Source organism: Halobacillus sp. B29, from assembly GCF_052246755.1.
GTDB lineage: Bacteria > Bacillota > Bacilli > Bacillales > Halobacillaceae > Halobacillus > Halobacillus halophilus.
In genome coordinates this window covers 51,470-78,110 of sequence record NZ_JBQQCM010000014.1, presented here as the reverse complement: position 1 = coordinate 78,110, position 26,641 = coordinate 51,470, and the positions used below count along the sequence as shown (strand labels likewise).

At 40.1% G+C, this 26,641-nt stretch carries 27 protein-coding genes; 5 read left to right on the top strand and 22 right to left on the bottom strand.

Annotated elements, in window-relative coordinates; translation table 11 throughout:
• Position 1 precedes the first annotated feature (1 nt).
• The 19 genes from lysA to ACTWP7_RS16760 all read right to left on the bottom strand — a co-directional run bounded on the left by lysA (position 2) and on the right by ACTWP7_RS16760 (position 15,763).
• Positions 2–1,306, bottom strand: a complete 1,305-nt coding sequence (gene lysA / locus ACTWP7_RS16850; protein ID WP_443124202.1) for a diaminopimelate decarboxylase — start codon at positions 1,304–1,306, stop codon at positions 2–4.
• A 112-nt stretch (positions 1,307–1,418) separates the two neighbouring features.
• The gene (locus ACTWP7_RS16845) at positions 1,419–2,864 is read right to left on the bottom strand and encodes a spore germination protein (protein ID WP_443124253.1); all 1,446 of its coding nucleotides are present in this window, start codon (positions 2,862–2,864) and stop codon (positions 1,419–1,421) included.
• 54 nt (positions 2,865–2,918) lie between these two features.
• Positions 2,919–3,269: a stage V sporulation protein AE gene (gene spoVAE / locus ACTWP7_RS16840; protein WP_014643580.1), complete on the bottom strand. Its 351-nt coding sequence runs from the start codon at positions 3,267–3,269 to the stop codon at positions 2,919–2,921.
• Positions 3,266–4,282, bottom strand: coding sequence for a stage V sporulation protein AD (gene spoVAD / locus ACTWP7_RS16835; RefSeq protein ID WP_443124201.1), 1,017 nt, complete (start codon positions 4,280–4,282; stop codon positions 3,266–3,268). Before spoVAD ends, spoVAE begins: the two co-directional genes overlap by 4 nt.
• 12 nt (positions 4,283–4,294) lie before the next feature.
• Positions 4,295–4,753 (bottom strand): stage V sporulation protein AC, encoded by a 459-nt coding sequence (gene spoVAC, locus ACTWP7_RS16830; protein WP_443124200.1) that lies wholly within the window; start codon positions 4,751–4,753, stop codon positions 4,295–4,297.
• Positions 4,754–4,782: 29 nt separating this feature from the next.
• The gene (locus tag ACTWP7_RS16825) at positions 4,783–5,193 is read right to left on the bottom strand and encodes a stage V sporulation protein AB (protein WP_089750204.1); all 411 of its coding nucleotides are present in this window, start codon (positions 5,191–5,193) and stop codon (positions 4,783–4,785) included.
• A complete protein-coding gene (locus ACTWP7_RS16820; protein ID WP_443124199.1) occupies positions 5,180–5,797 on the bottom strand; it encodes a stage V sporulation protein AA in 618 nt (205 codons plus the stop codon). The genes ACTWP7_RS16825 and ACTWP7_RS16820 overlap by 14 nt, the downstream gene beginning before the upstream one ends.
• 102 nt (positions 5,798–5,899) lie before the next feature.
• Positions 5,900–6,646 carry an RNA polymerase sporulation sigma factor SigF gene (sigF, locus tag ACTWP7_RS16815; protein ID WP_014643585.1) on the bottom strand — a complete coding sequence of 249 codons (747 nt, stop codon included), beginning with the start codon at positions 6,644–6,646 and terminating at the stop codon, positions 5,900–5,902.
• A 13-nt stretch (positions 6,647–6,659) separates the two neighbouring features.
• Positions 6,660–7,100: an anti-sigma F factor gene (gene spoIIAB, locus ACTWP7_RS16810; protein WP_443124198.1), complete on the bottom strand. Its 441-nt coding sequence runs from the start codon at positions 7,098–7,100 to the stop codon at positions 6,660–6,662.
• Entirely contained in the window at positions 7,085–7,450 is a 366-nt protein-coding gene (gene spoIIAA / locus ACTWP7_RS16805) for an anti-sigma F factor antagonist (protein WP_443124197.1), read from the bottom strand. The genes spoIIAB and spoIIAA overlap by 16 nt, the downstream gene beginning before the upstream one ends.
• Positions 7,451–7,541: 91 nt before the next feature.
• Complete coding sequence (locus ACTWP7_RS16800) at positions 7,542–8,717, bottom strand: D-alanyl-D-alanine carboxypeptidase family protein (protein ID WP_443124196.1); 1,176 nt, start codon at positions 8,715–8,717, stop codon at positions 7,542–7,544.
• Between the two features lie 286 nt (positions 8,718–9,003).
• Entirely contained in the window at positions 9,004–10,305 is a 1,302-nt protein-coding gene (locus ACTWP7_RS16795) for a pyrimidine-nucleoside phosphorylase (protein WP_443124195.1), read from the bottom strand.
• Between the two features lie 27 nt (positions 10,306–10,332).
• A complete protein-coding gene (locus ACTWP7_RS16790) occupies positions 10,333–11,154 on the bottom strand; it encodes a purine-nucleoside phosphorylase (RefSeq protein ID WP_443124194.1) in 822 nt (273 codons plus the stop codon).
• 10 nt (positions 11,155–11,164) lie between these two features.
• Positions 11,165–12,343, bottom strand: a complete 1,179-nt coding sequence (gene deoB, locus ACTWP7_RS16785; protein ID WP_443124193.1) for a phosphopentomutase — start codon at positions 12,341–12,343, stop codon at positions 11,165–11,167.
• A 95-nt stretch (positions 12,344–12,438) separates the two neighbouring features.
• Positions 12,439–13,329: a site-specific tyrosine recombinase XerD gene (gene xerD, locus ACTWP7_RS16780; protein ID WP_443124252.1), complete on the bottom strand. Its 891-nt coding sequence runs from the start codon at positions 13,327–13,329 to the stop codon at positions 12,439–12,441.
• A 4-nt stretch (positions 13,330–13,333) separates the two neighbouring features.
• Positions 13,334–13,552, bottom strand: coding sequence for a YqzK family protein (locus tag ACTWP7_RS16775; protein ID WP_443124192.1), 219 nt, complete (start codon positions 13,550–13,552; stop codon positions 13,334–13,336).
• Positions 13,553–13,748: 196 nt separating this feature from the next.
• Positions 13,749–14,228, bottom strand: coding sequence for a ferric iron uptake transcriptional regulator (gene fur, locus ACTWP7_RS16770; protein WP_014643594.1), 480 nt, complete (start codon positions 14,226–14,228; stop codon positions 13,749–13,751).
• Positions 14,229–14,351: 123 nt separating this feature from the next.
• Positions 14,352–14,990, bottom strand: a complete 639-nt coding sequence (gene spoIIM / locus ACTWP7_RS16765; RefSeq protein ID WP_443124191.1) for a stage II sporulation protein M — start codon at positions 14,988–14,990, stop codon at positions 14,352–14,354.
• Between the two features lie 227 nt (positions 14,991–15,217).
• Positions 15,218–15,763, bottom strand: coding sequence for an NUDIX hydrolase (locus ACTWP7_RS16760; protein ID WP_443124190.1), 546 nt, complete (start codon positions 15,761–15,763; stop codon positions 15,218–15,220).
• Between the two features lie 105 nt (positions 15,764–15,868).
• Between ACTWP7_RS16760 and ACTWP7_RS16755 the strand changes: the two genes are divergently transcribed.
• Positions 15,869–16,792, top strand: a complete 924-nt coding sequence (locus tag ACTWP7_RS16755) for an aldo/keto reductase (RefSeq protein WP_443124189.1) — start codon at positions 15,869–15,871, stop codon at positions 16,790–16,792.
• A gap of 190 nt (positions 16,793–16,982) precedes the next feature.
• On the opposite strand, the gene ACTWP7_RS16750 is transcribed toward ACTWP7_RS16755, so the two are convergent.
• On the bottom strand, positions 16,983–18,029 hold the full coding sequence (locus ACTWP7_RS16750) for a dipeptidase (RefSeq protein ID WP_443124188.1): 1,047 nt from the start codon (positions 18,027–18,029) through the stop codon (positions 16,983–16,985).
• A gap of 669 nt (positions 18,030–18,698) precedes the next feature.
• Here ACTWP7_RS16750 and ACTWP7_RS16745 point away from each other — a divergent pair.
• Positions 18,699–19,853 carry a glycosyltransferase family 4 protein gene (locus tag ACTWP7_RS16745; protein ID WP_443124187.1) on the top strand — a complete coding sequence of 385 codons (1,155 nt, stop codon included), beginning with the start codon at positions 18,699–18,701 and terminating at the stop codon, positions 19,851–19,853.
• A gap of 196 nt (positions 19,854–20,049) precedes the next feature.
• Positions 20,050–21,501 (top strand): DHA2 family efflux MFS transporter permease subunit, encoded by a 1,452-nt coding sequence (locus ACTWP7_RS16740; RefSeq protein WP_443124186.1) that lies wholly within the window; start codon positions 20,050–20,052, stop codon positions 21,499–21,501.
• 42 nt (positions 21,502–21,543) lie between these two features.
• Here the strand turns inward: ACTWP7_RS16740 and ACTWP7_RS16735 are convergent, their stop codons facing one another.
• The gene (locus tag ACTWP7_RS16735; protein ID WP_443124185.1) at positions 21,544–22,653 is read right to left on the bottom strand and encodes an NAD(P)/FAD-dependent oxidoreductase; all 1,110 of its coding nucleotides are present in this window, start codon (positions 22,651–22,653) and stop codon (positions 21,544–21,546) included.
• Positions 22,654–22,835: 182 nt separating this feature from the next.
• A complete protein-coding gene (locus ACTWP7_RS16730; protein WP_443124184.1) occupies positions 22,836–24,512 on the bottom strand; it encodes an ABC transporter substrate-binding protein in 1,677 nt (558 codons plus the stop codon).
• Positions 24,513–25,061: 549 nt separating this feature from the next.
• Here ACTWP7_RS16730 and sppA point away from each other — a divergent pair.
• Together sppA and ACTWP7_RS16720 are read left to right on the top strand one after the other, a co-directional pair.
• Complete coding sequence (sppA, locus tag ACTWP7_RS16725) at positions 25,062–26,057, top strand: signal peptide peptidase SppA (RefSeq protein ID WP_443124183.1); 996 nt, start codon at positions 25,062–25,064, stop codon at positions 26,055–26,057.
• Between the two features lie 14 nt (positions 26,058–26,071).
• Positions 26,072–26,611, top strand: coding sequence for an RDD family protein (locus ACTWP7_RS16720; RefSeq protein ID WP_443124182.1), 540 nt, complete (start codon positions 26,072–26,074; stop codon positions 26,609–26,611).
• The last annotated feature ends 30 nt before the right edge of the window (positions 26,612–26,641 follow it).

Sequence of the window (26,641 nt, the reverse complement as noted above, 5' to 3'; positions counted from 1 at the left end):
TCTACCCCTCTCTGTGCAAATAAGATAAATCTAACCTTGTCATTTCCTGATAACTTTCTCTTCGGACAACCAACTGATGGTTGCCATTCTCAACAAAAACAACAGCTGGCTTTTGAAAGCGATTGTAATTGTTTGCCATAGAATAACCATACGCTCCCGTACTAAAAACTGCAAGTAAATCGTTATGTTCGACTTTTGGGAGTTCAGTCTCCCAGATTAGCATATCTCCCGATTCACAGCATTTTCCAGCAATAGCATATTCTTGATGACTTCGTTCCTTCATTTTGTTAGCTAAAACAGCTTCGTACTTCGCTTGATAAAGTGCTGGACGGATATTGTCTGTCATTCCTCCATCCACTGACACGTAAGTTCTGATTCCTGGCACCTCTTTAATAGACCCAACTGTATATAAAGTAATTCCAGCTTCCCCTACGATTGCCCTGCCTGGTTCAATCCAAATTTCAGGAATAGGATAACTGTAGTAGGTAGAAAGATCTGTCACTTCCTTTATTAAGGAGTGTGCATATTGGTCCAGGTCTAACGGTTGATCTTCTTTCGTATATTGAATACCAAATCCTCCCCCTAAATTTAAGACGGATGCTTGGTAGTCATACTTTTCAGACCAATCATTAAGAGCTGAAAAGAGTTTACGCGCAGCCATTTCAAAACCACTCGTTTCAAATATTTGCGAACCAATGTGGCAGTGCAGCCCCTTCATGTTTATTCGACTTGCATCCCTAACTTTTTGAAAGGCTTCTTCTGCTTGACCACTGGACATATCAAACCCAAATTTTGAATCCTCCTGACCAGTCAGGATGTAATCATGTGTATGTGCTTCTATTCCTGGAGTTACACGGAGCAGAACGTCCATTTCCTTTTGCTGTTCTTGCAGAATAGCATGAAGCAGTTCAATTTCATAGAAGTTATCAACCACGATACAGCCTATATTATTCTCAACCGCCATTTCCAGTTCCTGAATACTTTTATTATTTCCATGCATGTGAATCTTTTCAGCAGGAAAACCAGACTCAAGGGCCGTATGAAGTTCTCCTTCTGATACCACATCAAGACTTAACCCTTCTTGATGAGCTACTTCTAGCATAGCAATTGATGAAAACGCCTTACTCGCATAAGCTACCTGTGCAGGTATATCATAATCCTTAAAGGTGTTTACAAACGCCCTGGCATTTGCTCGCATTTTACCTACGTCATATACATATAAGGGAGTTCCATACTGATCGGCTAAATCTTTGGCCGAAATGCCGCCAATCAGAAGCGCTCCTTGCTGGTCTGTTTCATAATTCATAAAAAACACCGCCTTTTGTAGCTCTTAAAAAGAAAATGCTCCTTCATAAAAGGAACATCTCTCGAGTTGATTTATTTTAATTTATCACATTGATAAAGAACCGGCAATATAATTACGACCTTTGTCTCTGATTATTCTGAGGATGAACAATGCTCGGTCTTACTTTCAATGAAGGCATAGACATCCGTAAAACAATCTGAAGTGCTGCTTTAGCGTTAAATGGAAGAAACGGCCAAAGGTAAGGAGTGTTTAGAGATTTCGTATGAGCAAGTATTATTATATACAGGGTCATACCAATCATAAATCCTTTTATGCCAAACATAGCGACAAATATGACAAGCAGGACGCGTGACATCTTATTCGCGACAGAAAGCTCGTAGCTGGGTGTAGCGTATGAGCCTATAGCACTGACAGCGACATATAATATTACTTCGGGTACAAACATCCCGACATCAATAGCAATTTGTCCTATTAATACGGCAGCAATTAAACCCATTGCCGTAGATAGTGGCGTAGGCGTATGGATGGCTGCAATTCTGAGCATCTCAAGTCCTAAATCCGCTAATAAAATTTGTATGATCACTGGTATCGTACTTTCTTCATTAGGTCCAATAAATGATAGCTGCTCGGGTAATAAGTCCGGCTGCATAACAAATAGCATCCAGAGAGGCAGCAAAAATACAGAAGCAAATATCCCAAAAAAACGGACCCACCTTACGAAAGTCCCAACAGCCGGTGATTGGCGGAATTCTTCGGCGTGCTGGACATGATGAAAATAAGTAGTTGGAGTAATAATCATACTCGGGGATGTATCCACCATAATCACGACATGCCCTTCAAATAAGTGCGCGGCTGTAACGTCTGGTCTTTCCGAGTATCTTACGAGCGGAAAAGGGTTCCGCCCTTGATGAACAAGAAATTCTTCCAGTGTTTTGTCAGCCATGGATAGCCCATCAATCTTAATATTTTTTATTTCCTTCTTAATGAGCTTCACAAGTCCCGGGTCTGCTACATCTTGAATATACGACAAACAGATATCTGTTTTCGAACGTTCTCCAACTTGCATGATTTCATGCCTCAAACGCTCATCACGAATTCGCCTTCTAGTTAGAGCGGTATTTTCAATAATATTCTCTGTATAACCATCCCTGGATCCGCGAATAACTTTCTCTGTGTCGGGTTCCTCTGGTGTTCGTCCGGGATACGATCGAACATCTACGATGAAAGCTTCTGTTTCCCCTTGTACGAAAATTACAACTAATCCTGATAATAATTGAGTGATACATTTCTCAATTGAAGAAACCACTTCAACCTGCTGGTGAGGAATCTCATCTTTGATCTGCTGAAAAACCGAACGCTTATCGCTTTCACTTTCAAATTCATTCATTTCGAATAGCTGTCTCATCAGTTCCACGATAATAGGCGTTTCACATAATCCGGTAACGTAGTAAAGATTAACTTCATGATTTAGCAGGTGCAACGTACGAAAACCTATATCAAATGATTGACCGACACCCACCCGTTCATTCATTACTTTACGATTTTGTTCTAGTTTCATCACAATTGGGGTCTTGCACGGCTCACTCAAAGATGTCACCTCCCTAATCAATTTCTATCCTTTCGGTTTAAAAAAGACAGCTACGATAAAACCGAATAATATGGCTGATGCGATACCTGCTGATGTTAACTCAAAAATACCAATAGCTATGCCTATAATGCCATGTTCATCCGCTTGTTCCATAGCCCCATGTAAAAGCGAATGACCGAAGCTTGTAATTGGGACCGTTGCACCTGCTCCTGCAAATTCAATCAAATTATCATATAAGTCAAATGCATCGAGCACCGCACCGGCTACTACGAAAGATGACATGACGTGGGCAGGAGTTAATTTCGCGAAGTCAAGTAACAGCTGCCCAATCACACAGATTCCTCCACCTACCACAAAAGCCCATAGAAAATTCATTGAGAGGTTTCTCCTTTCGTTAAAACTACAGCATGAGCGATACCAGGAATGGATTCTTTCTGCTGTATCATCATAGGACTCATTAAAGCTCCAGTGGCGACGATTAATATACGCTGGTAAGTACCCAGCTTTAAATCATCGAGTAACTTCCCATAGGTAACGACGGCCGAACAGGCACATCCGCTTCCCCCGCTGAAAACGGGCTGGTCACTATGGTAAACCATTAAACCGCAATCCTTATGAACAGGTGTAATATCATATCCATCCTGCTTCATTAAATCACGTAGAATTGGTGTTCCTATTGAAGATAAATCCCCAGTAGCAATCACATCATAATCTTCCGGTACTCTTCCCATATCCTCCAGGTGGGTTTTAATTGTATCCCAGGCAGCGGGAGCCATAGCCGATCCCATATCAAATGGATCTTTAATTTTGTAATCCATGACTTTTCCAATAGTAGCTGCTTCAATTTTCACTGGAGAGGGCGCCGTCGATACTAACGCTGCGCCACTTCCTGTTACCGTAAAGGTTGCCGTCTTAGGTTTTTGTCCTCCATATTCAGTTGGGTATCTAAACTGCCTTTCTGCCGTGGCATTATGTGAGCTTACTGCCACCAATGCCTGTTTCGAGTAGCCAGATTCTACTAAAGCTGCAGCTGTAGCTAAGGTTTCCATGCTGGTAGAACAGGCACCGAACATACCAATCAAAGGGATTCCTAATTGTCTGGCAACATAGTTGCCCGTAACGTTCTGGTTCAATAAATCACCTGCTAAAAATAAATCAACACTTGATTCGTCTACTCCTGCTTTTTGAAGACAGGAATGGACAGCATCTATCATCAAACGACGTTCCGCCAGCTCCCAGTTGTCTTCTCCGCAGTGAAGATCATCATGAACACGATCAAAAGTGCTGCTGAGTGGCCCCTGTCCTTCTAGAGGTCCTACTGCGGTACCTGAAGCTTGTATATAAACTGGATTAGTAAAAGACCATGATTGCACGCCCGTTTTTCCCATAGTATATTCCTCCTAAAAAATAAGCGACCAAAGATAACGTAAAATACCCAGCACATAAGCAGCTACTACTCCAAACACAATGACAGACCCCGCCAGTTTAAATAAGTTTGTGGCTACACCTAGAACCAGCCCCTCACTCTTATGCTCAAGTGCTGCAGATGTAATTGAATTAGCAAATCCGGTCACTGGAACGGCCGAGCCCGCACCTGCAAACTGTCCCAGTTTATCGTAAACTCCGAAGCCTGTGGCCAATGCAGACAAAAGAATTAACGTAGCTACAGTCGGGTTGCCTGCATCCTTTTCAGAGTAGTCAAACCAATGAACGTACATTTCTGTAATCAATTCTCCAAGCACACATATTAGTCCCCCTACAATGAAGGCCTTAATTACATTAAGTACATAAGGAGGTTTAGGTTGATAAGTTTTACTCGCCTTCTCATAATTCTGTTCGTTCAGTTTTTGTTTGTCCAAAGCATATACCTCCTCTATTTTATAAGTGGTTATCGAACAAAGATCAGCCACTGAAAAAGTGATCCGGCAATTTTACCTAGAACGAGAGCCATAAGAAGAGTAAATAAAAAACCATCTACACCGACTCTTTTAAATAAAAGTGGAAATACATTCAATACTTCTGTTAATGCAGCTGCCAACATTCCAATAAAGATTCCGTGAAAAAGCCCCCAGATCACAAGACCAATGATAGATACTTGTATGGGACCATCGCCAAACGATAAGTATATTCCAAAGAATACTCCCAGAATAACCGCTGCCTCATACAAGCGCAGCTTAGACTCTGAGTGGCTAAGCTGCATTAATCGAGGTACAATCCCTAATACAGTTAAAAAAGCAACGAAACCGGTCCCCACAGCTATACCTGAGGCAAGTCCGATAAGTGCTTCAATGATCTGCATCCTGTTTTTCCACCTTATTTTCTTTTACAGCTACGTACCGATCTAAATCTTGCTGATAATTGAATATTTCCACTTCCATAGGACTTGGTTCTTCGTTAAAACGTTTTTGAAACCAATGATTAAAGAACAGGATCATCCCTATTCCAAGCCCCAGAGAATAAGGAACTTGAATCCATAAAGGGTGTTCTTTCTCTTCTCCCGTGAGCATGAAATGGAGTTTTTGCTGTACAGATTCCATGCTTACGTCATAATGAAAGTTCATAATGGCCATGGCGGCACCGATAAAAAGAAGCAGCCAAATTCCTGAAATCAGTAAAAGAGAAGGTTGCTTTTTATGCTTTTCAATGTGAACGACACATTGGGTTGGACCGAGCAGTTCTACTTCCACTTGGGGAAACTTAGAAAGAACTTGTTCAATAATCATAAAGCCATCAATAACTACTATGTTTTGGTCATCAGCTTTCACTTTGTGAACAACCATATTTGGTAACACAGTTTCGTAACGTCTGGATCCAGTGATACGAGCTATATCTCCTAATCGTATCGTCGATAAATGGTCTGTATTAATCGATTGTTTGATACGGATATAAACAGGAGTCGTCATAATTTCGCCTCCCTGTCTGTGACTTACGCTTATTATGTGTGCGATTGGAAAAAAACATACAATTACATACAACAAAAAAACTGCGCTCTTATTGAACGCAGTTTAACTCGTATCATTCATCGTCTGTTTCATATCAGCCAGTATTTTTTTCTCAAGCCTTGAAACCTGCACCTGTGAAATACCTAAACGTTCGGCTACTTCCGTCTGGGTTTGATCTTTATAGTAACGCAAGTAGATTATCAGCCGTTCCCTTTTTTCAAGCCTGCTTAATACATCCTGAAGGGTAATTTGCTCAAACCAGTTATCTTCCTCTTCTGCAATTTGGTCGACTAGTGTGATAGGGTCTCCTTCATTTTCATAAACCGTTTCATATATAGATTGTGGAGATCGTCCAACTTCCTCCGCCTGGACGATTTCCTCTCTCGTCATTCCCAGAGCTTCAGCCAATTCATTCACTGTAGGGGATCGTCCATAAACCTTCATTAATTCTTCTTTTTTTCCTCTGACTTTATGGTTCAATTCTTTTAAACTTCGACTGACCTTAACGGTGCCGTCATCTCGGATAAACCGTTGAATTTCTCCAATAATCATAGGAACAGCATACGTGGAAAAACGAACATCATAACTAAGGTCAAATTTATCAATTGATTTGAGCAAGCCGATACAGCCAATTTGATAAAGGTCGTCTTGATCATATCCCCTGCGTAAGTAACGCTGCACGACCGACCATACCAATCGAGTGTTTTTTTCGACTAAAAAGTCGCGTGCATCCTGGTCTCCGGCTTGACTTCTTCGAATTAGTTCTTTGACATTATGGTCAGATAAGCGTTCTTTTGTAGTATCACTCATAGTAGCATCCGCCTCAATTGCATAAAGCTCTAGTTGAGGTGAGCTGCTTCATCATACGGATTGTTGTCCCACTATCTGGTTCAGAAGTGACATCCACCTTATCCATAAAATTTTCCATAATTGTAAATCCCATACCGGAACGTTCCCATTCAGGTTTTGAAGTGAAGAGAGGCTCTTTAGCTTCTTCAATGTCCCTGATTCCTTTTCCTTCATCTTTTATAATAATTTCAATTTGTTCGCCATCAATTGCACATGAAATCATAACTTTCTGATGCGGATTCTCCTCATATCCATGGATAATTGCATTTGTGACAGCTTCAGAAACAACCGTCTTAATATCCGTAAGCTCCTCCATTGTAGGATTCATCTGACTGATAAATGCCGCTACCGCCACGCGCGCAAGTGATTCATTTTCACTTACACTCAAGAATTCGAGTGTCATCTCATTTCGCATGAAGCCACCCCCAATAGTTCAAGAGCATAGGATTCGCTATCAACCAGCCTCATAATCTTAAACATCCCGGATAAATCAAATAACCGCCTGACTTCTGGAGATATAGAACAAATAATCATTTCATTCCCTGAAGCTTGAACCTCTTTATATCGTCCAAGCATAACCCCAAGGCCGGAACTATCCATGAAGTTAAGTTTTCCTAAATTAACAACTACATGGTCTACATCGTTCTGCTGCAGCTGGCCCCGCCAGGATTCGCGAAGCTTACTTGTCTCATGGTGATCAAGTTCTCCCTCCAAGCGAACTACCAAAACATTTTCTTTAGTTACAAATTCTACGCGAAGACTCAATTGGTTTCCTCCTCTAACTTATAAGAGTCTTTAAGTCTTTCGTAAAATCTGCTGCTTATTCCTGCTTAAAAACAATACTAGTGGCAAAAAGCTAAAACCTCTGAAAGCTCGTCAAATTCCTCCAGGAACGCTCCCATAAGTTGATAAAGCTTGCCTTCTCTACTTTCTCCTTTGTTTCCAGACGAACTTTGGCTACTTCTTTTCCATCTTTCTCAACGATGACCCATCCCATATGGTCTCCTCTGGAAAGTGGGAGTTCCTTTTGTTCCACCAGTTTTATTTTAGTGTCATAAGCCTGTTCTTTCTCGGACTTTTTCTTGAGAATAACAACATCTTTTTCAGGAGAAAGTTTAATATTCTCAGGTTGTCCTCTAGTGAGCTTCATGGTTTTTAACGTATCTTTCTTATCGTACAACTTGACTCCTTCATACTGCCCAAAGCCATAATCAAGGAGGCTTGTGATATCTGAATTACGATCTTTAGGTGTCTCCGCCCCCATTACGACCGCAATCATGTGCATGTCATCCCGTTTAGCTGAAGCTGTTAGACAATATTTTGCTTCAGAAGTGTAACCCGTCTTTAAACCATCCATACCTGGATAGGATTTTATTAACTTATTTGTAGTGACCAGCCAGAATTCGTTATCTTTGCCTTTACGTAAATAATCATCATAGATACTTGTATATTGAGTGACTTCATCGTGTAGTAAGAGTTCGCGAGCCATTACAGCCATATCATGGGCTGTACTATAATGTCCTTTTGCCGGGAGTCCGGTAGGGTTTTCGAAATGTGTGTTTTTAAGGCCTAAATCTTGTGCTTTTTTATTCATTTGATTAACAAACTCTTTCTCAGAACCTGCGATCCGCTCCGCCATAGCTACACTAGCATCGTTACCAGAAGCTACAGCTATTCCCTTTAACAAGTCCTGAACAGTCATCTCTTCACCAGCTTCTAGAAAAATTTGTGACCCTCCCATAGAAGCCGCATGTTCGCTGATTCTTACTTTTTCCTCCAGACTAATATTCTCTTTTTCCAATGCTTCCATTATAAGCAAAAGAGTCATTACCTTTGTCATACTGGCAGGAGGAAGTTCCTGATGGGCATCTTTTTCGTAGAGCATCATTCCACTATTTTTTTCTAACAATATGGCTGACTTAGCAGAATCCACCAGATCGGGCGCAGATTTTTCTTCTGCTTTTATGGATGCTGGCTGTAAAATACTTAAAGTTACCATTAAAATAAGGATGGAGCCGATGAGTTTTTGCATACAATTGACCTCCAATTTCTGTAAGTGCCCCTATTTTTCCCTTTATATGGTTTTCTATACAGAGTTATAGGAAAAGAAAAACAAGGCGCAGAAATAATATTCTACACCTTGTTTTTAATGTTTTATTCTTCTATTTGATTCCTGTTTCAGCCAATAATTGTTTGGAGGAATCCAGTTCTGATTTATGTGTACTGCCATTGATTAAATAAATAAAAAAGTTCTCCACTATAAAAGAATAGTGAAGAACTCTGTTTCAAAATATGGTGACTTAAAAATCTCAACAATTTTATTTAATCACTGTATAAATAAGCGTAGGTTTTTCTACTTTCTCATCGGCAATAGAATAAGCCTCTAATACTTTAGTAATGGATGCTTGAGGTTCTTCATCATCGCTATTCAGAACAACTAGAGATTCTCCTTCTTCCACCCAATCTCCTATTTTTTTGTTCAAGGTAATGCCGACGCCGTGATTAATCTCATCATCTTTGGTAGCGCGTCCAGCACCCAAGTACATAGCTGCAATTCCGATGGACTCTGCATCAATTGCAGCTATATAGCCGCTCTTCTCCGCTTTCACATCGATTTTGTGCTTGGCTGTAGGAAGGTCGTCTAAGTTATCGATCATCGATACATCACCATTTTGCGCTTCGACCAGATTCCGCAAACTTTGAAATGCCTTTCCATTTTCCAAATTCTTCGCCAAAGCCTCATAAGCTTCTTCATAAGAATTAAATACTTCTGCAAGAACGGTCATGTGAGAGGCAAGTTCTAAAGATAGCTCTCTTAAATCCTCTACATTTTTTCCTTGCAGAATCTCAGCAGCTTCTTTAATTTCGTTGGCATTTCCAACTTCAAACCCAAGCGGCTGATTCATATCGCTAATGACCGCAACCGTTTGACGTCCAAGGTTGTTACCGATATTGACCATTTCTTGAGCTAAATTTTTTGAATCTTCAAGGGTTTTCATAAAAGCACCAGAGCCCGTTTTAACATCTAACACTATGCCGTCTGCACCAGAAGCCAGTTTCTTACTCATAATGGACCCGGCTATGAGAGGAAGAGAATCGACAGTTCCAGTTACATCGCGCAATGCGTATAACTTCTTATCGGCAGGTGCCAGATTTCCAGTCTGTCCAGCTACTGCCAGCTTATGAGTATTCACATTATGGATGAACTGATCTTTTGTCATTTCAATTTCCAGACCCTTAATTGATTCCAGCTTATCCAATGTTCCACCCGTGTGACCCAGGCCTCGCCCTGACATTTTTGCGACTGGCACCCCAACAGAAGCAACTAATGGACCTACAATGAAGGTAACTTTATCGCCTACACCTCCTGTTGAGTGTTTATCCACTTTATGTCCTTTGATAGCAGAAAGATCAATTGTCTCACCGGAATCCACCATTGCTTGGGTCAATGTAGCTGTTTCTTCCTGAGTCATCCCTTGAAAATAAATAGCCATCGTTAATGCCGAAGCCTGATAATCAGGAATATCACCTTGGGTGTACCCATTTACAAAGAAGTAGATCTCCTCTTTCGTTAGTTCGCCGCCATCTCTTTTTTTAACAATAATATCGTACATTCTCATTTAACTCACCCTTTACTATTTATGTCTTCAGGCTGGTAATGACTTTAAAAGTTCCTTAACAAATCCAAGGAAATCCTCTCTCACTTGAGAGGTGGTTTCAATAACTTCATCGTGAGTCAGAGGCTGATCCAATATTCCAGCAGCCATATTGGAAATACAAGAGATCCCCAGAACACGAATTCCTGCGTGACTAGCTGTAATAACTTCAGGTACGGTAGACATTCCTACAGCGTCTCCACCTAATACACGTAGCATTCGAACCTCTGCACCTGTTTCATAAGCTGGGCCTGTATTGCCTACGTAAACACCTTCCTGCACACTTAGTTCAAGTCTTTCAGCACTTTGTCTGGCATGTTCGATCAAGTCACGATCATAGGCTTCTGACATATCCGGGAATCGTGGTCCCCTTTCATCATCATTCGGACCGATAAGAGGGCTATCCCCCATGTTGTTAATATGATCCGTAATAATCATCAGATTACCAGGGTTAAAGGATTCATTAATCCCTCCAGCCGCATTCGTTACAAACAAGGTATCAATGCCGAGTTCTTTCATTACCCGGACAGGGAACGTAACCTGCTGCATATTGTACCCCTCGTAATAATGGAAGCGGCCTTGCATAGCAATGACTTGTCTTCCTTCCAATTCCCCGATAACCAATTGTCCCTTATGCCCGGACACGGTTGATTCAGGGAAATGAGGAATATCTTTATAAAGGATTGTTGTGGGGTTTTGAATTTCATCAGCCAGCACCCCTAAACCCGAACCGAGAATTAATCCTACGGTTGGCTGAACATTTAATTGTTTCGTTATATATTCTGAAGCTTCTTCTACGTGTAAGTGATACATAATGGGCCTCCTATTTAATATCGTTTAAAAAACTGGTTCCATGCTCCGGCATTTTAATCGAGAAATTGTCAGATATTGTGGCACCAATATCTGCAAACGTCTGACGCTGCTCTAATTCCTTTCCATCTTTAATTCCATTATGATAAACAATTAGTGGGACAAGCTCTCTAGTATGATCCGTACCATGATGAACTGGGTCGTTGCCATGGTCTGCTGTAATGATCAAAAGATCATCTTCTTTTAGTAGGTCAAGTACTTCTGGAAGACGTTTATCATAAGCTTCAAGCGCTTTACCATATCCTTCTGGATCCCGGCGATGACCAAATTTCGCATCAAAATCGACAAGGTTTAAAAAGCTCATGCCTATAAAGTCTTGTTGCATCGATTGAACAAGTTTGTCCATTCCATCCATATTGTCATTCGTACGAATCGCTTCTGTTACACCTTCGCCGTCATAGATATCGGAGATTTTACCTAAAGCAATTACATCTAGATCTTCATCCTTCATTTCGTTCATAACTGTCCTTCCGAAAGGCTTTAAAGCATAATCATGCCGGTTGGAAGTACGTTCAAAAGACCCTGGTTCTCCAACAAATGGACGCGCAATTACTCGTCCAACCATATATTTCTCATCTAGTGTTAATTCGCGGCAAAGTTCACAGATCTCATATAGCTCTTCAGGCGGGACCACATCTTCATGAGCAGCAATTTGAAGCACAGAATCGGCAGAGGTGTAAATAATTAAATCCCCCGTATTCATGTGATGCTCTCCCAGTTCTTTAATGATTTCTGTGCCGGATGCCGGTTTGTTTCCTACAATGCCGCGCCCTGTTCTTTCTTTTATTTCACTCAGAAGTTCGTCCGGAAATCCATCTGGAAATGTACGGAAAGGCTGATCAATGTACAACCCCATAATTTCCCAATGACCCGTCATCGTATCCTTACCATTTGATGCTTCTCTCATGGTTGTATAATGAGCTTTAGGCTGTTTTGAAGGCTCGATCCCCTGAATTTCTCTAATATTACTCAACCCAAGCGATCCCATATTCGGCATATTAAGCCCATTCATACGTTCAGCTATGTGACCCAGGGTATGGGCTCCTTTATCATTAAATTGTTCAGCGTCCGGAGCCTCTCCAATTCCCACAGAATCCATAACTACTAAAAATACTCTTTTAAATGGTTTCATTAACGATCCCTCCTATTTTTTACTTTCCCATAACTTAGTTATTTTACGCTAATCTTTATAGATGTAGGATGTCAGACAACTAAAAACAAAAAAGTTTATGCTCGAGGATGATACGAGCGATAAACATCTTTTAATCGTGTTTTAGTAACGTGTGTATAAACTTGAGTGGTAGAAATATCAGCATGACCTAACATTTCCTGTACAGCACGCAAGTCCGCTCCATTTTCTAATAAATGTGTAGCAAATGAATGCCTCAGCGTGTGAGGAGTGAGCTCTTTTAGAATTCCAGCATCGCGGGCAACCGCTTTCAGTATTTTCCAAAAACCTTGGCGTGACAGTTTATTTCCGTGATGATTCACAAATAATTCTTCTGTCTTTTTATTTTTGACCAACGCCCCACGACCTTGTTCCAAATAAGTTTGCACAGCTTCCTTCGCCAAATCTCCTAGAGGAATAATTCTTTCCTTAGACCCTTTACCTAAACAGCGTACAAATCCCATCGTGAGATGGAGATCGCTTACTTTTAAAGAGACAAGTTCTGTGACGCGAAGCCCTGTGGCATAAAGCATTTCCAGCATCGCTTTATTTCTTAATGATAAAGGATCCTTCGTTTCCACATTAAGGAGTTTGTCCACCTCTTCAGATGAAAGTACTTTTGGCAGCTTTCGTTCTTTTTTTGGGGTTTCAATATGGAGACTTGGATCTTCATTTGTTACTTTTTCCCTGATTAAGAATTGATGATAAAGACGAATGGAAGACAGCAGTCTAGCCACTGTAGCAGAAGAACGCCCTTTATCATTCAAATCATGCAGGTACCTCATTATATGCGACCTTGTTACTTGATCCCAGTCTGATAGATTTAACTCCTGTTGTAAAAACTGCTGGTATTGCATTAGATCACGCTTATAAGATTGGATAGTATTCGATGATAGACCTCGCTCAACTGTTAAATAATGAAAAAAATCTTCTAACGCGTAATCCATGATCCATCTACTCTCCTAATTGGAAGAATATCGACAGTCGATCCGGCCAGGCCGGTTCCAACGGCTTGTACACCTTTACTGCCGCGCCACTCGGCGGATCATATCGATGCTGCCTTTCATACTCCTCATGTACAAGACGAAGTGCCATATAAAAAATGCAAGTACATAAAGTAAATACAATAAGAACCTTAACTAATTCCTGTATATTTTGACGTAAATGAACCATCCCGCTACCCCTTTTCTAGAGCCTTTATGTAAAAGGATATGCCCAGATGGACGTCAAATATACATGATTGTTCTACCTACGATAAACCTACACGATTTCCGTCAGTTTGTAAATAGATCGAGACGTATCCCGTCTGTAGAAAATAAACGTCTATCAAAATAAAAAAGCCACTATGTGATTTCATAGCGGCAGTTTATTAATTTTCTTCGTTTCCCTTTGATGCCGAGGCGGCTACGGCTTGTTTTTGGCAGACGCGGCAGATCCCATGAAATGTTAAACGATGATCTTTAACCTGAAATCCCCATTGTCCTTCTACAAGCTTTTCAACGTCCCCTAATAAATCTTCCTCGATTTCCTCTACCGATCCACACTCTATGCAAACTAAGTGGTGATGAAAGTGCTCCGCCCCTTCTTTTCGAAGGTCATAGCGGGAAACTCCATCTCCAAAGTTTATTTTATCGACAACTTTCAATTCGGATAACAATTCCAGCGTACGATATACGGTAGCCAAACCGATTTCGGGTGCTTTCTCTTTTACGAGGAGGTAGACATCTTCGGCACTTAAATGATCTTCTTCATTTTCTAAAAGCACTCGAACAGTAGCTTCCCTTTGAGGTGTTAACTTATAACTCTGGGAATGCAATTGTTTCTTAATTCTCTCAATACGATGCTCCATATCGTTCGTCCCTCCCTCGTAATCAATTTAATTATAAGCAGAGTCAGAACGAGTGTCAAATTAAAATTATTTTAATCTATGTTTTATAATCATTCTAAACTGAATATGATTATCACTATTAATTTAATGATAAATCCACTTCAACACGTAGTCAAGAATGGTATTTGAAAAAAATACTTCAATAGTAGAAGCTACGATCAGTATAAGCATTAATGCCCCAAAAAAAGCGCTGTAACGAACAAACCCTTTAAGGATGGGTTGGTGCACTCTTCTTATAAACAGCTGCTTACAAAGTGTCAAAGAGAAAATCAGGGCCAGCGATCCAGCTATTAAGTACACAGGTATGATAAGTAAATTCTGAGGAGCTATAGCTGCTGAGGAAATCAACAGACCATACCAGCCCATCTGATTTACTAAGAACCCTACTGAAAACCCTACAACAAGTCCTTTAATAAATAATAGAACGGTAATAATGGGCATGCCAATAACTGAGATACCTAATAAAAACAAAAGAAGCATATATTTTAAATGGTAAAGGATGCTGTCCTTCCAAAGAGTAGCTTTTGAGGTTCCATTCATGGAAATATTTTGTTCAAAGAATTGTTTTAAGTAAAAAAAGAGATCCTGCTTTTGAACGAAATTCATGCTGTTAACGATTACCGCTCCGAATATAATTCCCATAATGAATAAGACAAATATAAAAACGAAAATATTTACATGGCTTTGTATCTCTTTCCCTGCCACCCGCATACTATTCTGCATGGAATCTCCATCCTTTCTCATAACCGGTCTATGACCAATCTATGAAGAAAAAGATAAAAGTAGACCATCATACATTGTATTTAAGATCAACCTTTAGGTACTGCCTGTCTGGTCAGACATTGCATAGCAAATGTTCATAGATTTCACAAATGAGATGTAGCAGTAACTGACCTTTTAACCGTCCTCTTTTGACTCAGTCATGTCTCTAAGCTCAAGGGGTAAAAGATTTATTCTGAAACTCGAAGCTTCCAGTATAAAAGAGCATAGGCAGTTTTAGCATCCTGAATCCGTTGATTTCTTTCTAATTCTTCAGCTTCCCCCAGCGTTAACTCCATAAGCTCTACGAATTCATCCTCATCACCATCTGGACGTTGATCCAGGGCTTTAACTTGATCTGTGAAATAAATATGGACAATCTCATCAGCGAAACCGGGAGATGTATAAAAAGAGGTAACCCATTCCAAAGAATCCGTCGTGTAACCAGTTTCTTCTTCCAATTCTCTAAGCGCACATGTCTTAGCTTCTTCACCAGGTTCAAGTTTACCAGCGGGAATTTCGACCAGGCTTTTTTCCATTGGTTTTCTGTACTGTTCCACGCATATTAATTTACCTTCATCCGTAAGGGCAATAACGGCTACAGCACCTGGATGCTTAATCAACTCTCGTTTAGAAGTATTTCCATCGGGTAAAGTAACACTGTCAATATTTAATTGAACAATCTTGCCTGTATAGATCGTTTCTGTATGGTAAGTTTTTTCTTCAAACCTCTTCAAAGTCTCTCATCCTCTCGATTAATCTATGGATAGTTTATCATATGTGGAAGGGAGACACCGAAGATTCCGTATGCTTTTAATGGAAAAATAAGAAAGGATGATAATATGAAGAAACGACAAATTGGGAAATCGGACTTATATGTATCCGAAATCAGCTTAGGCTGCATGTCATTAGGTACTGATGAAAAGAAAGCAAAATCTATTATAGACAGGGCATTAGACGCTGGAGTAAATTACTTAGATACAGCTGACCTCTATGATTTTGGAACCAATGAGAAAATAGTTGGTAAAGCGATCCAGGGGCGCAGGGAAGACCTTATTATCGGGTCTAAGGCAGGAAATAACTTTACCCCGGGACAGGAAGGCTGGACATGGGATCCTTCAAAAAAACATATTAAACGCGCTGTAAAAGACAGCTTGCAGCGCATCGGTACTGACTACATTGATCTTTATCAGCTTCATGGCGGTACAATTGATGATCCTATGGACGAAACGATAGAAGCCTTTGATGAACTTAAACAAGATGGACTTATACGTGAATATGGAATATCTTCTATTCGACCGAATGTTATACGTGAATATGTTAATAGATCCAATATCTCCAGTGTCATGATGCAGTATAATGCTCTGGATCGAAGGCCAGAAGAAGAAATCCTGGACTTACTTTCTGAAAATGATATTAGTGTACTTGCTAGAGGGCCGCTGGCTAAAGGAATGCTTTCATCAAAAGGACACCATAAAGCTTCCCAAAAAGCCGAAGATGGTTTTTTAGATTATAGTCAGGAGGAAATTCTTGCACTTACTGAAAAATGGCAGGATTATGGCAGTGACGCAAGAACTCCAACCGCACTTGCCTTGCAATATGTCCTTCACCATCCTGCCGTGGCTACAGCCGTATTCGGAGCTAGTTCAGTTGAGCAAGTAGAGGATAACTTAAGCTACCTGGAAGCTGATCCGCTTACGGAACAAATATTCGGCGAAATCCAAACCATGACCAGGCCAATTACCTATCAGAAACATCGCTCTTAAATATAAATGTATTGAAAATAAGCAACAGCCTGACAGAGACTTTCTTGTGGGGCTGCTACTTTTCATAGAATTTAGAATCTTTCCTGTAAATCTATGAATCTTAATATGCTTACAATCTTCTGGAGATACTACAAGAAACGCTTAGAACTTGCAGTTCTAAGCGTTTCACATGTCTGAACACTCTATAACATTAAATCCCTGTTTCTTTAAGAACTCTGAGCCAATTTAAGTGGGTTAATTTAGCAACATCTTCTTCCGTCCATCCTTCACGGTGAAGCTGATCCAATAGCTTTGGCACTCCCGTCACGTCTTTGATTACTTTCGGAATCGTACAGCCGTCAAAATCAGAACCGAGTGCTATATGATCAATGCCTATACGGTCTGCGATATAATGGATATGATCTGTAATGGCTTCTAATGGGGCGCTTATGTCCATTTTTCCATCAACCCTTAACATATTCACGCAGAAAGTTACGCCGACCACTCCATTTGATTCTTTAATAGCATCCAGTTGTTTGTCTGTTAAGTTCCTTGTAATGGGACAGAGTTTATGAGCATTAGAGTGAGTAGCTACTAGTGGATGTGCGGATAGGCGTGCTGTATCCCAGAATCCTTTCTCATTCATATGGGAAAGATCAATCATTACTCCCAGCTCGTTACAGAGTCTTATAAGCTGCTTTCCTTTTTCGGTAAGTCCAGGTCCTGTATCAGGGCTAGCTGGAAAATGATAAGGAACCCCTTCTCCAAAGTCATTTGGTCTGCTCCAAACCGGTCCCAGAGACCGCAAGCCTGCTTGATGGTAAACATATAGTGAATCAAAGTCCAAATCAATCGCCTCAGCTCCTTCCATATGTATAATTCCACCGATCGCATCCTGGTTCAGACATTCGCGCATTTCTTTTTCACTGCGTACAATTATGAATTGCTGCTGTGAATCTTTCTCGAGTTTAATCATCTTTGCTAATACCTTGTTGGTATGTAATTGAGCATAGGAAGAATCAATTGGATCTGGTAAAGGTACTTGATAACCTTTTTCGGTAAGAAATTCACTGATGGATGGAGGTCTTACCGGATTTGGAGTAAATATCGCAAAAAAACCTCCGGAGAATCCACTTTTTTGAGCTCTTATCAAATCTAAATGCCCCGCATCAGATTCCTTTAAGAAATCAAAATCACTAGTTTCATCCATATAATTTAATAACGTATCGTTATGACCATCAATTACTTTATACTTCATTGACCTTTCACCCCTTTAACGATAATTTCCACGTCTGCTTCCATTTTCCCTTCTATTAGCTTAGCCTCTCAAAAAATATTTTACGTATAGTCGAATATACCGTTTGACAAATCTTATATCTATATTACAAGATTCACTTTTTTTTACAGTCATTTCGCCTTATAAGTGACAATAAGTTGCTAAATCACTTATCAAAGAGTCCCAAACATCGAACATTGTAGAAATTTTTGTTGTTTATACTGGATGAAAAGACGGTATATGCTAAGTACAAGTTGAATTGATCCATTAGCCATGACTCATACTTAAATTTTTCCTAGGAGGAGAAGAGAATGAAAATCAATGCAGGTATCTGGTGCAAACTGACGTTTAAAGACAAAATGATCTTGTTGAAAACCATCAGTCAACAATCTCTTGGTAAAAAAGCAGCCTAATGATGTCATTGAGCTAAGCCTTTCAACTCACCCTTATTCCAACTAATCACACCAACAATATAATGCTCTTCAAAAAACCTACTACATGAAGTAGGTTTTTGTTTGGATTCTATTAAAGAAACTTTTACCTCCCTCTACTGTCATATCCTTATGAAAGGTCGAATAAATAATACCGGTAGACCGGATGCCCGGCTTACCGTTAATCGATCATAGGAATGATTTAAGGAGGGAAGAAAATTTGAAGATTGCCATTTTCTCGGACACTTATACGCCTCAAGTCAATGGAGTATCTCGGACTCTGGAAATATTAGTCACTCATTTGGAAAAGGAAGAAATTGAATATCGTTTGTTTATTCCCTACTTTAAAAGTTCGCTCCCCTCTGACCATATCCGATCTGTTCTTAGCTTTCCGTTCTTCCTGTATCCTGAATGTCGTCTTTCTTTCCCCTGCGTACCTCGTATAAAAAAAGATCTGGAATCTTTCAAGCCCGATATTATCCATATTGCCACCCCATTCAATATGGGACTGACTGGACTTTATTATGCAAAAAAATTAAATATTCCTATCGTCGGCTCCTACCACACGAATTTCGAGCGCTATTTGGATTATTATAACCTTCAATATTTATCAAAATGGATGTGGAAATATTTAAAGTGGTTTTATAAGGATTTTCAAAGAACTTTTGTTCCTTCTTATCAAACGAGAACCGAATTAAATCTTCAAGGTTTTCAAAACTTATCCATTTGGAGCAGGGGCGTGGACTGTACAAAATTCCAACCTTCCAAAAATAATATAAACTCCAAAGATTACTATGATCGTAAACCAACCTTCCTATTAACTTATGTTGGACGAGTGGCACCTGAAAAAGATCTGGACATCCTTATGGATACTGCCAGAAAGCTTCCCTCTCCCTTCAAAGATAAGGTTCACTGGCTAATCGTCGGAGAAGGTCCGCTCCTCAAAAAACTTCAAGAGGAGAAACTGCCCAATGTAACCTTCACCGGCTATGTACACGGAAGTGAATTAGCAAACATTTATGCCAATTCCACTTTATTCATCTTTCCATCGACAACCGAAACTTTTGGAAATGTAGTTCTTGAAGCGCTTGCCTGCGGAACTCCTGTCGTAGCGTCAAAATCTGGAGGTGTTCAGGAAATTATCCAGCACGGGAAGACAGGAATCTTGTGCGAACCTAGAAACACTACTCAAATGATTGATGCTATATGTAAACTTCTAGCAAACCCATTGAGGATTACGTCAATGGAAAATGAAGCAAGAAAGTATGCTCTGGATCAATCCTGGGACACCATCTTCAGCAAACTCTTGAACGAATATAAAGAAGTACTCGATCAGTCCCTTTCTTCCCAGAGCAAACTTAATATGCAACCTTGACTAGAACAAGCTCCCTAACATCTATACGGGGGCTTGTTCTAATTTACATAATAAAATTATAGTTAATTTACTTTTATTAATATTTCTAAAAATATAAATTTAAATAAATGCTCTCTAAGTGGTTGTCTGTTTCAAATGTTCAGGCGTATAATAGCAGAATTGATCTAGAATATTCCGATGAACTAGGATGGTGCTTATGACCACTAACCCCTATAACAAAGTACTGATCGCTGCTCTATTACTAGCAGGATCTTTTATTACTATATTAAATCAAACCTTAATGATTACAGCCATTCCCCCAATAATGGATGAGATGAATATATCGGCCAACAGCGCCCAGTGGCTCACCACCGTGTTTATGCTTGTTAATGGAATTATGATTCCTATCAGCGCATTTTTAATTGAACGTTTTACTACCAGACAATTATTTTTGGGCGCAATGACCATTTTTACAGTCGGAACCGTAGTAGGAGGCTTAGCCCCTAACTTTGGAACTCTTCTAGTAGGCAGAGTTATTCAGTCAAGTGGCGCAGGGGTTATGCTTCCACTTATGCAGACCGTTTTCTTAATGATTTTTCCGATCAATAAGCGTGGAGCGGCTATGGGTTATATCGGCCTTGTCATTTCTTTCGCCCCGGCCATAGGTCCAGCCCTTTCAGGCTGGGTTACAGCAGCTGCTTCTTGGAGATGGTTGTTTCTAGTAACACTTCCGCTTGCGCTTATCATTACGGTGTTATCTTATTTCTTTTTACGAAACGTAACTGAACTTACTTTTCCGAAAGTAGATCCCTTATCTATTGGATTATCTTCCATTGGTTTTGGAAGTCTCCTATATGGATTTACCGTAGCTGGAAATGAGGGATGGACCAGCCCAACTGCCATATACGTGCTTTTAGTTGGCTGCATAGGACTGTTTCTATTTATAACTAGACAGTTGCGGATGGAACACCCAATGCTTGAATTCAGGGTGTTTAAATATCCAGTGTTTACCATTTCAACCATTATAGGAATGATTGCTTTCATGGGTTTAATAGGAGTAGAAACTCTCCTCCCGCTTTATATGCAGAATATGAGGGAGTTTACCGCTTTTCAGTCTGGACTTGCTCTTCTGCCCGGAGCGATCATTAGTGGCTTTATGTCACCTCTGACTGGCAGAATCTTTGATAAAATCGGCGCAAAATTGCTTGCTCTAACAGGGTTAACCATATTAACCTCGGCTTCAGCTGCTTTTGTTTTTCTCGACATTGAAACAACCTTTGCTTCCATCACTATCCTGTATTCAATCCGTATGTTTGGCTTATCCATGGTCATGATGCCAGTTACAACTGCAGGGTTAAATCAATTGCCTCAAAAATTAATAGCGCATGGTGCTGCTATGAATAACACCATGAGGCAGGTGGCTGCGTCTGTTGGTACGGCCATCCTAGTGACCGTGATGACCACTTCCACCCAAAATGCTCAGGGAAATCCAGGAATAGATTTCCCTGGCATATATGGTGTCCGCATAGCTTTTATCGTAATCACGACGCTTTCTCTTGCAGGAATAGTACTAGCTCTATTTGTTACTAAACCTCACAATAACGATGAGACAAAAGACGCTATAGCTCACGAGCTGCATCAAGATGATAAAGTAAAGAAACATGCCTAATTCCTTAAAAACCCACAAACTCCTTCGAGTTTGTGGGTTTTATTAAAATGCGTTAGAAGGGTCATAATCATCTAAGTTGATTTCTACTTGTTCTTCTGCCGCTAAACTAGCAAGAATAGATCCTACATATGGACCACTGGTCAATCCTGATGCACCTAGACCATTTGCCATCCATACGTTCGTGAGCCCCGGCACACGGCCAATAACAGGTAAAGAGCCTGGCGTGAATGGACGAAAACCAACTTTTGTTTGAATATAAGCAGCTTCAGCAAGTCCTGGAGCTACTTTTAAGGCTTTATCTAACAGTTGATGTACCGCTCCCATCGTCACATCCGTTTCAAAATCCTCACGATTTTCTTTAGTAGCCCCAATAATCAATTTTCCATTGTCAAAAGTCAGCATGTAGTGATTAAATGGCGGAAGCATGACTGGCCATGAGTCTGTATCCTTTTCAGGAACTTGTAAATGAACGATTTGAGCCTTTTCATACGTCACATTTGTATTTAAACCGTAAGAAGCAAATAATTGTTTAGCCCAGGCCCCATTTGCAACGATTACCTGATCTGCCTCAATATGTTCATCATCTACCAGAACCCTAGCGGAAGCATCTCCATTATGAACGAGTTGAACCTCTCCTTCATGAAAGACAGCCCCTTTCATCTCTGCTGCGGAAAGTAGAGCCTGCGAAACCGCTTCTCCATCCACTTTTGCTGCGCCACTGATATGAAGCGCTCTATAATGGTCAGCTACAGGAGGAAACATCGCTTTAGTCTGCGCAGGAGTTAGTTTTGTGATTTCTCCCATTTCTGGTGACTGCTGTCTGCGTTCCAAAGCAACCTTCATTTTTCGATCTAGTTTTTCTTCCGTATCAAAGATATTGATCGCTCCCACTTGCTTATAACCTGTATCGGCTAATCCAAGGTTCTCCAATTCTTTAATGAGGAATGGGTAATACCTCGCGCCTTCCATTACTAAATGATACCATGCTTTATTCGAGCGGTTCGTTAACCAGGGGCATATGATTCCTGCAGCAGCCCTCGTAGCCTGTCCTTTGTCTTTACGGTCTACGATCAGTACTTCTTCCCCTCTTCTCGACAAGTGATAAGCCGTAGAGGCTCCAACTATACCTGCTCCAATAATAATATGTTTCATAATTACACCTTTTGTTGATCTGACTTATTTCCTTCATTTATTGTATAGAATGATGACTCTGAAGTAAATTATCCATTCCTATTAAGCAGCCCTAAGTATAGGACTTCCTTTGTATAAGTGATTAAATTCAGTACAGCTGCCAAAAAAATCCGTCCCCTCGGGGACGGATTTCTTCCTATCATTTATTCACCTTCAATATATGCATACTTATAGGTGTAATCAGGTCCCATTGGATTCGTGGTTACCCCTTTAACATCTGGCTTCCACAGCTGCGCTCTTGCTCGCTGATAAAGGGGAGCAATAACTGCATCCTCTTTAATAAGCAGCTTCTCAGCTTCCAAAAAGGCTTCAAAACGTTCAACAGGCTTTTGAGCTAGTTCATCTCCTGCTTTTTGAATTAGAGAATCATATGCTTCACTTGAATAGCCGGTCTTATTGTTTCCTCCATCTGTTACCCATAGGTTTAAAAATGTGTTCGGATCAATATAATCTGGACCCCAGCCATAATTTTCGATGTCATAATCCATGTTCTTATCACGATCTAAACGCACTTTAAAAGGAACACTTTCGACCTTAACTGACAAGCCCTCTAATTTTTCAAGCTGGTCTTTAATATAAGCATCCAGGTTTTTAGCAACCTCTGTATCTCCGCCCAAATAACGGAGTTCTGCATTCTCTATGTTTAACTCTTCTTTTGCTTTTGACCAATACTCCTGTGCTTTCTTTAGATCGTGTTCCACTAATGCACCATTGATTTCCCGGAAGTCCTCTCCGGATTCAGGATGTTTCGTAAAGTTAGCAGGTACATTACCTCCAGTGGTAATTGAACCGTTATTTAAAATGACCTCCACCATACTTTGACGATCGACTACCATCTGAATCGCCTTACGTGCATTCAAATTAGAAAGAATTTCATTTTCCTGGTTCATTTTAAGGAAGAAAATTGTTGGCTCTTCTTCGACTTTCAATTCTTTAGACGAACGATACTCGTCAACGAATTCTGAAGACAGGTTGACTCGATCTATTTCATCTGTTTGATAAAGGTTGACAGCTGCAGCCGTTTCTTTTACTACGCTTACATTAATTTCTTCTAACTGAACAGCATCTGCATCCCAGTAATCAGGATTCCTTTCAAGTTTCCAACCTTCCCCATGATTCCACTCCGTCATTATGAATGGACCATTCGAAAGAAGTCCATCAGCTTCCAGTGCATATTGATCGCCTTTTTCTTCAACAAACTTTTGATTTAGCGGCAGGAATGTGCCAAATGTAGTCATTGACTCAAAGTAAGGTGTTGGTTTTTCTAATGTTACTTCAAAGGTATGATCGTCTACTGCTTTCACACCAAGCTCTTCGAGAGCCATTTCGCCCTTGGAAACGGCCTCTGCATTTTTAATTACACCACTCATCATATAAGGACCATATTCCGATCCAATTTCAGGATCAACCGCTCGTCTCCATGCATAGACAAAATCATCGGCTGTGACTGCATCTCCATTTGACCATTTAGCATCTTCTCTTAAATTGAATGTCCAGGTCAAACCATCTTCGCTCATTTCATGATTTTTTGCTATCCCTGGTTCTGGTTTTCCATTTTCGCCTAAGCGATAAAGACCATCTTTTGTAGACCCCAGCCATTGAGAAGCCAAAGCATCAATTGTTAAGGAAGAATCCATGGTCGGTATTTCTGCTCCCTCGGAAAGGTGCAGAACCTGCTCACTGGACTTTGATGTACTTTCCTCGTTATCTTTACTGTCATCGTTACTGCTTGTTTCTGAATCATTCCCACTGGAACATGAAGCAAGGAATAGACTGGCAAGCAAAACCAGCCCTAACCATAACCATTTAGCCTTTTTCATTTAAAGACCCCCCATTTTCTTATTTTTATGTATTTTTACATACGGCTCAAATTATACATTTTGTGGTAATAGTCTGCAAATTACAAAAATTAAGAAAAGATGTTTAAATTTAGCTACTATCGGAGGTTTACATAAATGGTGGTATATCTTAAGAACTATTCTCTTTATCATAAACACACTCACTAAGTCTTACGGATCCTATATTCAGACAAGGGACACCGGGACGTTAGCGGCACTTCTAGGTCTTTATACCAAAATAGACTCTTTTATATAACGTCTATGAATAGTTATATGTTCTTAAAGACAGTACTTTTTATAAATTTGAGTTCCTCACCCTTCTTTTATATTCGTCCTGATCCTTACGAAGTGAACCGGACTTACAATAAAATTAAATTAGCCGAAACCTTAGCTGTTCTCATACGTATAAATAACTGTCAGGAACTCGAGTAAGTACGATTAAAGCCGAATTTTTAGGAGGTCTAAGAATTTACTTGCATCTCTTCTCATAGTCCTGATAAAGTTACATCATTCAAGAAGGAGGATTTACATATGAATAAACGTGTAGGTGCAAGTATTATTGCAGGCGGAATTCTATTAATAGCTATTGTATTCCAAGTAATTAATGTATTCACCACTGATGAGGATGCGGAGAATATGACTTCTATGTTCTCAGGAAGTGAGAAGCCTCAGGAGAAAATCATTGAGCAGGGTTCTACTTCCAAGCGCATTGCACAAATTAATCTAGAAGGTACAATTATGAACAACCCAGGTTCTAATCCGAACCCATTTAGTGGGGGCGGCTATCAGCACGAACAATTCTTGAAGCAATTGGAAACCATTAAAGAAGACCCTTCCATTAAAGGTGTACTTCTACATGTAAACTCACCAGGCGGAGGAGTTTACGAAAGTGCAGAAATTCACGATAAACTCTTAGAATTAAAAGAAGCTGATAAAGAATTCTATGTTTCCATGGGAAGCATGGCTGCTTCCGGCGGTTACTATATCTCTACTCCTGCTGATCAAATTTTTGCTTCAAACGAAACGTTTACCGGATCTCTTGGGGTTATCATGCAAAACGTGAATTACCAGGAACTGGCAAATGAGTATGGAGTCAAATTCAATACATTTAAAAGCGGTAAATATAAGGATATCATGAGTCCAACAAGAGAAATGACGGAAGAGGAACGAGAAATCATCCAAACGCTTGTAGATGATTCATACCAAGAATTTGTCGATGTGATTTCAACTGGTCGTGATATTCCAGAGGAGCGTGTCCGTGAGCTTGCGGATGGACGAATCTATTCAGGAAAGCAAGCAGCAGAAAATGGCTTAGTGGATCAAATTGGCTTTCAGGAGGATGCCTTAAATGCGCTCAAAGAACAGATAGGCGGAAACCCGCAGGTCATTAAGTATAAGAACAGTGTCGGTTCATTCTTCAATTTACCACTAGCTAAAAGTTTCTTGCCAAATAATGAAATCCGTTATATAGAGGAACTCATCAGTGAACGCCAGGGACCTAAACTAATGTACTTATATAGCGAGTAAGGGGGGGGAGTTATATGGAAACTACAGAACAGCATCCAGGTGTTAAACCACCTCTCTCTCTATTGAGAGGTCAAAAAGAGGATATCCAAAGATTACTATACGCCGGATTTTGGACACGTTTTTTTGCGTATATTATTGATTTACTTGTGCTTTGGAGCGTAAACACAGTTGTAACTAAACCACTAATTGGTTTATTAAATTTAGAGGGAGCAGAATTATGGATAGAGATGTTTAGTGCTTCTAATTTACTTACCTCCCTTCTCTTTTTCCTTTACTTCATTTTAATGACCAAGTTCTTTAGAGCAACTCTTGGAAAAATGATATTTGGTTTATCTGTCGAGTCGCTGACTGATAAACCTTTAACTAACGGCCAGATATTCTTCCGCGAATGCATCGGCAGATACATTAGCATGGCTGTTTTTGGAATTCCTTATTTAGTGGTCGCTTTTACTAAAAGGCACCAGGGAATTCATGACCTATTCGCAGATACATCTGTTATTAAAAATAAATTCAGGCAACTGAATCACTTGATCGAAGATAAATCAGACACTTAATAAACAATAAATCCGGTACCCTTCAGGGAC

Excerpts from the sequence above, each read along its gene's own strand:
- lysA (WP_443124202.1), bottom strand. The coding sequence starts at position 1,306 with ATGAATTATGAAACAGACCAGCAAGGAGCGCTTCTGATTGGCGGCATT.
- ACTWP7_RS16845 (WP_443124253.1), bottom strand. The coding sequence starts at position 2,864 with ATGAAACTAGAACAAAATCGTAAAGTAATGAATGAACGGGTGGGTGTC.
- spoVAE (WP_014643580.1), bottom strand. The coding sequence starts at position 3,269 with ATGAATTTTCTATGGGCTTTTGTGGTAGGTGGAGGAATCTGTGTGATT.
- spoVAD (WP_443124201.1), bottom strand. The coding sequence starts at position 4,282 with ATGGGAAAAACGGGCGTGCAATCATGGTCTTTTACTAATCCAGTTTAT.
- ACTWP7_RS16825 (WP_089750204.1), bottom strand. The coding sequence starts at position 5,193 with ATGCAGATCATTGAAGCACTTATCGGACTTGCCTCAGGTATAGCTGTG.
- ACTWP7_RS16820 (WP_443124199.1), bottom strand. The coding sequence starts at position 5,797 with ATGACGACTCCTGTTTATATCCGTATCAAACAATCGATTAATACAGAC.
- sigF (WP_014643585.1), bottom strand. The coding sequence starts at position 6,646 with ATGAGTGATACTACAAAAGAACGCTTATCTGACCATAATGTCAAAGAA.
- spoIIAB (WP_443124198.1), bottom strand. The coding sequence starts at position 7,100 with ATGCGAAATGAGATGACACTCGAATTCTTGAGTGTAAGTGAAAATGAA.
- ACTWP7_RS16800 (WP_443124196.1), bottom strand. The coding sequence starts at position 8,717 with ATGCAAAAACTCATCGGCTCCATCCTTATTTTAATGGTAACTTTAAGT.
- ACTWP7_RS16795 (WP_443124195.1), bottom strand. The coding sequence starts at position 10,305 with ATGAGAATGTACGATATTATTGTTAAAAAAAGAGATGGCGGCGAACTA.
- ACTWP7_RS16790 (WP_443124194.1), bottom strand. The coding sequence starts at position 11,154 with ATGTATCACTTACACGTAGAAGAAGCTTCAGAATATATAACGAAACAA.
- deoB (WP_443124193.1), bottom strand. The coding sequence starts at position 12,343 with ATGAAACCATTTAAAAGAGTATTTTTAGTAGTTATGGATTCTGTGGGA.
- ACTWP7_RS16775 (WP_443124192.1), bottom strand. The coding sequence starts at position 13,552 with ATGGTTCATTTACGTCAAAATATACAGGAATTAGTTAAGGTTCTTATT.
- fur (WP_014643594.1), bottom strand. The coding sequence starts at position 14,228 with ATGGAGCATCGTATTGAGAGAATTAAGAAACAATTGCATTCCCAGAGT.
- spoIIM (WP_443124191.1), bottom strand. The coding sequence starts at position 14,990 with ATGCAGAATAGTATGCGGGTGGCAGGGAAAGAGATACAAAGCCATGTA.
- ACTWP7_RS16755 (WP_443124189.1), top strand. The coding sequence starts at position 15,869 with ATGAAGAAACGACAAATTGGGAAATCGGACTTATATGTATCCGAAATC.
- ACTWP7_RS16750 (WP_443124188.1), bottom strand. The coding sequence starts at position 18,029 with ATGAAGTATAAAGTAATTGATGGTCATAACGATACGTTATTAAATTAT.
- ACTWP7_RS16740 (WP_443124186.1), top strand. The coding sequence starts at position 20,050 with ATGACCACTAACCCCTATAACAAAGTACTGATCGCTGCTCTATTACTA.
- ACTWP7_RS16735 (WP_443124185.1), bottom strand. The coding sequence starts at position 22,653 with ATGAAACATATTATTATTGGAGCAGGTATAGTTGGAGCCTCTACGGCT.
- ACTWP7_RS16730 (WP_443124184.1), bottom strand. The coding sequence starts at position 24,512 with ATGAAAAAGGCTAAATGGTTATGGTTAGGGCTGGTTTTGCTTGCCAGT.
- sppA (WP_443124183.1), top strand. The coding sequence starts at position 25,062 with ATGAATAAACGTGTAGGTGCAAGTATTATTGCAGGCGGAATTCTATTA.
- ACTWP7_RS16720 (WP_443124182.1), top strand. The coding sequence starts at position 26,072 with ATGGAAACTACAGAACAGCATCCAGGTGTTAAACCACCTCTCTCTCTA.